Annotated in this window: 1 protein-coding gene and 1 pseudogene; both read left to right on the top strand. The window is 71.5% G+C overall.

What is annotated here, in order from left to right; translation table 11 throughout:
- Positions 1–2097: pseudogene (locus IO30_RS40985) on the top strand (type I polyketide synthase); the annotation flags it as partial.
- Positions 2098–2435: 338 nt separating this feature from the next.
- Positions 2436–6570 (top strand): type I polyketide synthase (locus IO30_RS0128875; RefSeq protein WP_037895430.1); only part of this gene is annotated, 4135 nt, incomplete at its 3' end.

Genomic DNA, 6570 nt, shown 5'->3' with positions numbered 1-6570 from the left:
GGCGCCGGATCTGGTGCAGGCTCCGGTGTGGGGTCTGGTGCGCAGTGCGCAGTCGGAGAACCCGGGCCGGTTCACCCTGGTGGACCTCGACGGCGACGGCGACGAGGACGGCGCTGGGCTGGACTGGGATGCGGTCGTCGCGCTGGACGAGCCGCAGATCGCCGTCCGCGCCGGAGACCTCCTCGTACCCCGGCTGGCGCGGGCGGAGGCCGCCACGGTCGACGGCCCCTGGCGGCTGGGGAGCAAGCGCAAGGGATCGCTGGAAGACCTGGCGATCATCCCCTCGACCGGCGAGCGCCCGCTCGGCGTCAACGAAGTACGGGTCGGCATCCGGGCCGCGGGCCTCAACTTCCGGGACGTGCTCATCGCCCTGGGTACCTACCCGGGTGAGGCACCGCTGGGCAGTGAGGCCGCCGGTGTCGTCCTGGAGGTCGGCGCCGAGGTGACCGACCTCGTACCCGGCGACCGGGTGTTCGGACTGATCCTGGACGCCTTCGGCCCGGTGGCCGTCGCCGACCGGCGCACCATCGTCCCGATGCCCGACCACTTCTCCTTCACCGAAGCCGCCGCCCTGCCCGTGGTCTACCTCACCGCCTACTACGGCCTGGTCGACCTGGCGGGCCTCCAGCCCGGCGAGCGGCTGCTGGTGCACGCGGCGGCCGGTGGCGTGGGTATGGCTGCGGTGCAGTTGGCCCGGCACTGGGGCGTCGAGTGCTCAACGCCCTGGCGGGCGGGTTCATCGACGCCTCGCTGGACCTGCTGCCGCGCGGCGGACGGTTCATCGAGATGGGCAAGGCCGACCTCCGCGACCCCGACGTCATCGCCGCCGAACGCACCGGAGTGCGCTACCGCTCCTACGACCTCCTGGAAGCAGGCCCCGACCGCATCCAGGAGATGCTGTCCGAGGTCGTGTCCCTGTTCGACAAGGGCGTGCTGGAGCACGCGCCGACCCGTACCTGGGACGTACGCCGCGGCGCGGATGCGTTCCGCTTCCTGCGCGAAGGCCGCAACACCGGCAAGGTCGTCCTCACGGTCCCGGCTCCGCTGGACCCGGACGGCACGGTCCTCATCACCGGAGGCACCGGCGGCCTCGGCGCCCTGTTCGCCAAGCACCTCGCCAGGCAGCACGGCACCAAGCACCTGCTGCTCGTCAGCCGGCGCGGTCCCGCCGCCGACGGCGTACCGGAACTGCTCGCCGAGCTGGCCGAACTGGGCGCCGACGCCCGGGCCGCAGCCTGCGACGTCTCCGACCGCGACCAACTGGCACAGCTGCTCGGCACCCTCGAACACCCGCTGCGCGCGGTGATCCACTCGGCCGGCGTCCTGGACGACGGCGTGATCGGCTCCCTGACCCCGGCACAGGTGGAGCGGGTGATGCGGCCGAAGATCGACGCGGCCCTGCACCTGCACGAGCTGACCGCGGACATGGACCTGTCGGCTTTCGTCCTCTTCTCCTCCCTCGCCGCCCTGATCGGCAGCCCCGGCCAGGCGAACTACGCCGCGGCCAACTCCTTCCTGGACGCCCTCGCCGCCCGGCGCCGCACCGAGGGCAAGCCGGCCAGCTCGCTGGCCTGGGGCCTCTGGGGCGACGCCACCGGCATGACCGGCGAACTCGGCGAGGCGGGACTTGCCCGACTGGAACGCATGGGCGTCGCCGCCCTGTCGAACGAGCTCGGGCTCGAACTCTTCGACGCGGCACGACAGCTCGACGACGCCCTCCTCGTCCCCGCCCGCCTCGACCAGGCCGCCCTGCGCGCCCAGGCACAGTCGGGCCTGCTGCCCGCCCTGATGCGCGGACTCGTCCGGACGCCGCCGCGCCGGACCGAGACGGTCGGCGGCTCGCTCGCCGACCGCCTGGCCGTCGTGGAACCGGAGGACTGGGAGCGCATCACCCTCGATCTGGTACGGGCCCAGGTCGCCTCGGTCCTGGGGCACGCCTCCGCCGAGGCCGTCGACCCCGACCGCGCCTTCAAGGAGCTCGGTTTCGACTCACTGGCAGCGGTGGAACTGCGCAACCGACTCACCCCGGCCACCGGACTGCGGCTGCCCACCACCCTCGTCTTCGACCACCCGAACCCACTCGCGGTGGCGCGCTACCTGATCCCTCTCGCCATGCCGGGCACGGCACCGGCCGACGCGGGCCGGCGATCCGAGGAAGACGACATCCGAGACCTCCTCACCACCATTTCCATCGGCCGCCTGCGTCAGGCCGGACTGCTCGAAGCACTGCTGGACCTGGCCTCCGGCGACGGCGGCGAAACCGGGTCCCCGGACTCCGACGCCGTATCGATCGACGAGATGGACGTCGAAGCGCTGATCCGGATGACGCAGGAAGACGTGGAGTGAGCTGCGGCTCCACCACGCCCTGAACGAAGACACGTCGAGAAGTTGAGAACACGGCCGCGGGAACGCGTCCGAACGGGGGAACCAAGGCGATGTCCGCCAATCAGAACGAGCTCGTCGAAGCACTGCGCAAGTCGCTGAAGGAAGCCGAGCGCCTCCGGCAGCAGAACCGCCGACTGCTGGCCCAGGCCTCAGAACCCATCGCGATCGTCGGCATGAGCTGCCGCTACGCGGGCGGCGCCACCTCGCCGGAGGAACTCTGGAAGCTGGTGGCCGAGGGCCGCGACGGCATCGTCGGCCTGCCGACCGACCGCGGCTGGGACGTGGGGAACCTCTACGACCCGGACCCGGAGCAGTCCGGCAAGGTCTACGCGAGCGGCGGCGGCTTCATCGACCGCGTCGGCGACTTCGACGCCGAATTCTTCGGGATCAGCCCGCGCGAGGCCCTGGCCATCGACCCGATCCAGCGTCTGCTGCTGGAGGCCTCCTGGGAGGCCCTGGAGGACGCGGGGCTCGACCCGGCCTCGTTGCGCGGCAGCGACACCGGTGTCTTCGCCGGCGCCGTCATGTCCGACTACGGCAGCTCGGACCTGCCCGAACTGGAGGGCTTCCGGCTGGCGGGCACCGCGTCGAGCGTGGTGTCGGGGCGCGTCGCCTACAGCTTCGGCTTCGAGGGTCCGGCCGTCACGGTGGACACGGCGTGCTCGTCCTCACTGGTGGCGATGCACATGGCGTCGCAGGCGCTGCGCTCGGGTGAGTGCTCGCTGGCCCTGGTCGGTGGCGTGACCGTCCTGGCCGGTCCGTTCCTGCTCCAGGAGTTCAGCCGCCAGCGGGGTCTGGCGGAGGACGGCCGTTGCAAGCCGTACGCGGCGGCCGCGGACGGCACGGGCTTCTCCGACGGCGTCGGCCTGGTCGTCCTGGAGCGGTTGTCGGAGGCGCGGCGCAACGGGCACAAGGTGCTGGCTGTGATCCGGGGCAGTGCGATCAACCAGGACGGTGCGAGCAACGGCCTGACGGCTCCGAACGGGCCTTCGCAGGAGCGGGTGATCCGGCAGGCGCTGGCGAGTGCGGGCCTGTCGCCGTCTGATGTGGACGCGGTGGAGGGTCACGGGACGGGTACGCGTCTGGGTGACCCGATCGAGGCGCAGGCGCTGCTGGCCACGTACGGCCAGGAGCGGGTGAACGGTCCGCTGCGGCTGGGCTCGATCAAGTCGAACATCGGTCATACGTCGGCTGCGGCTGGTGTGGCTGGTGTGATCAAGATGGTGAAGGCGATGCAGCACGGTGTGCTGCCGCGGACCCTGAACGTGGACGAGCCCTCCCCGTACATCGATGCGGAGGTGTTGGCTGCGCAGGCGGGTCGTCTTCGGTCGCATCTGCTGGAGCGTCCGGAGCTGGGTGTGCTGGACGTGGCGTTCTCGGCGGTGACGTCAAGGGCGCAGTTCGACCAGCGGGGTTCGGTGGTGGCTTCTGATCGTGAGGCTCTGCTGGCGGGGCTGGGTGCGCTTGCTGAGCAGCAGCCTGGCGCCGGTGTGGTGGCGGGTCGTCCGGTCTTCGGTAAGACCGGTTTCCTGTTCACGGGTCAGGGTGCGCAGCGTGCGGGGATGGGTGCGGGTCTGGCTGCTGTCTATCCGGTGTTCGCCGAGGCGCTGGACGAGGTGTGTGCACAGCTCGACGGGCTGCTGGGCCGGTCGTTGAAGGAACTGTTGTTCGCGGCGGAGGGCTCGCCGGAAGCGATGCTCCTTGACCAGACCGAGTACACGCAGCCTGCGCTCTTCGCGGTTGAGGTGGCCCTGTTCCGCCTGCTGGAGTCCCTCGGCGTGAAGGCCGACGTCCTGGTCGGTCACTCCGTCGGCGAGCTGGCCTGTGCTCATGTGGCGGGGGTTCTGTCGCTGGCCGATGCGTGCCGGCTGGTTGCCGCGCGTGGCCGCCTGATGGGTGCGCTGCCTGCTGGTGGCGGGATGGTTGCCGTTCAGGCGACTGAGGCTGAGGTCGCGGAGTCGCTGGTCGGCTTCGAGGGGCGTCTGTCGGTCGCGGCGGTGAACGGTCCGCTGGCGCTGGTCGTCTCGGGGGAGCCGATGCTCGACGAGTTCCGAGCCATCGCTGAGGGTCTGACGTTCCACCAGCCCCAGGTGGCCGTCGTATCGAACCTGACCGGCGCGCTCGTCACTGATGAGCTGACCGACCCTGGCTACTGGGTCTCCCACGTGCGGGAGGCGGTCCGTTTCGCGGACGGTGTCCGGACGCTGGCCGATGAGGGTGTGACCCGGTTCGTCGAGGTCGGCCCGTCGGCGGTCCTGACCGCCATGGCCCAGCAGACCCTCGACACCGAAGGTTCGGTGTTCGTCCCGGTGCTGCGTGGCCGTGCCCCGGAGGCGGAGGCGTTCGCCGGGTTCCTGGGCCAGGTGCACGTGGCCGGGCTGCCGGTGGACTGGGATGCGTTCTACGCAGGTTCGGGGCGGTACTGGCTGGCTCCCGGCAGCGGCTCCGGGGACCCGGCCGCGGCCGGGCTCGGGCGGATCGATCACCCCGTGCTCGTGGCCGGCGTGCGGGTCGGCGACCGCGACGAATGGCTGATCACCGGCCGCCTGTCCACCGAATCGCAGCCGTGGACTGCCGAACACGTACTCCTCGGCAACATCGTCGTGCCCGGCACCTCGCACATAGAGCTGGCCCTGGCCGCAGGACGGCAGGCGGGCACTCCCGTGGTGGAGGAGCTGGTGCTCGAAGCACCGCTGATCCTCCAGGAGAACCAGCCGGTCCAGGTACAGGTCACCGTCGGCGAGCCCGACGAGGACGGACGCCGTTCCGTCGCCATCTACTCCCGCCCCGAGTCGGCCGCCGAAGGCGACAGCGGAGCGGCACACGAGGCGATCTGCCACGCCCGAGGCGTGCTGGCCGCCGACACCGAGCCGACCGCGGCCTGGCCCGCCGAATGGCCGCCCCAGGACGCGGAAGCGATCGCGGTCGAGGACGCGTACGCCCGCCTCTCCGAGATCGGCTACGACTACGGCCCCATCTTCCAGGGCCTGCGCGCCCTGTGGCGCGACGGCTCCGACGTGTACGCCGAGGTGGAACTGCCCGATGCGTCGGCCGCCGCAGGCTTCGGCATCCACCCGGCGCTGTTCGACGCCGCCCTGCAGAGCGGCGCCGCCGTCCTGCTGCTGGACGGCGAGAGCGGCGAGCGCAAGATGCCGTTCAGCTGGTCGGGTGCCCGGCTCACGAGCCGCGGAGCCACGCGGCTGCGCGTGCGTGCCGTCGCCACCGGCGATTCCGCGCTGCGGCTCGATGCCGTGGACGAGAACGGAGCCGAGGTCGTCTCGGTCAACTCCATCGCCGTGCGCCCCGTCGCCCAGGAGCAACTGACGGGCGCGCAGAGGGGATCCCAGAACGCGCTGTTCCGGGTCGACTGGGCGGAAGTCCCCACGGAGAACACCTCCGAGCCGACCGCGGTCGAAGTGCTCGGCGGCCCCGACGGGTACGCCGACCTGGCCGCACTCACGCACGCCGTTGCGGGCGGAGCAGCCGCCCCGGACTTCGTCGTCGCCGTGGTCGAAGGTTCCGACGGCCCCGTGGCCACGGCCGCGCACACCGTCGCCGGGCACACCCTGGAGCTGGTGCAGGAGTGGCTGGCGGCCAGCGGGCTTTCCGGCGCCCGGCTTGTGGTGGCGACGCGGCGCGGTGTCGCGGTCGGGGACGAGGCACCGGATCTTGCCGTCGCCCCGGTGTGGGGCCTGGTGCGCAGTGCCCAGTCCGAGCACCCCGGCCGATTCGTCCTGGCCGACTTCGAGGGGGACGCGCCGGAATGGGCCTCCCTGCTCTCTGCCGACGAGCCCCAGCTCGCGGTGCGTGACGGCCGGCTGCTCGCCCCCCGACTGAGCCGTTCCGAGGCCACACCGTCCCGCGAAGTGCTCTCCGAGGGAACGGTCCTGATCACCGGCGGTACGGGAGGCCTCGGGGCCCTCGTAGCGCGACACCTCGTCCGGACGCACCGGACGAGCAGCCTGCTGCTGCTCAGCCGCCGCGGAACGGCGGCCGACGGCGTCGCGGAACTCGTCGCCGAACTCGAAGCCGCAGGCGCCCAGGTACGGGTCGAGGCTTGTGATGTCGCCGACCGCGACGAACTCACGCAGTTGGTCGGTTCGTTGGAGCGGCCGTTGACGGCTGTGGTGCATGCGGCTGGTGTGCTGGATGACGGTGTGATCGAGTCGTTGACTGCGGAGCAGC

It is taken from the genome of Streptomyces xanthophaeus (assembly GCF_000725805.1).
In the GTDB taxonomy this organism is placed as follows: Bacteria; Actinomycetota; Actinomycetes; order Streptomycetales; family Streptomycetaceae; genus Streptomyces; species Streptomyces xanthophaeus.
This window is presented reverse-complemented; position numbering and strand designations above follow the sequence as displayed.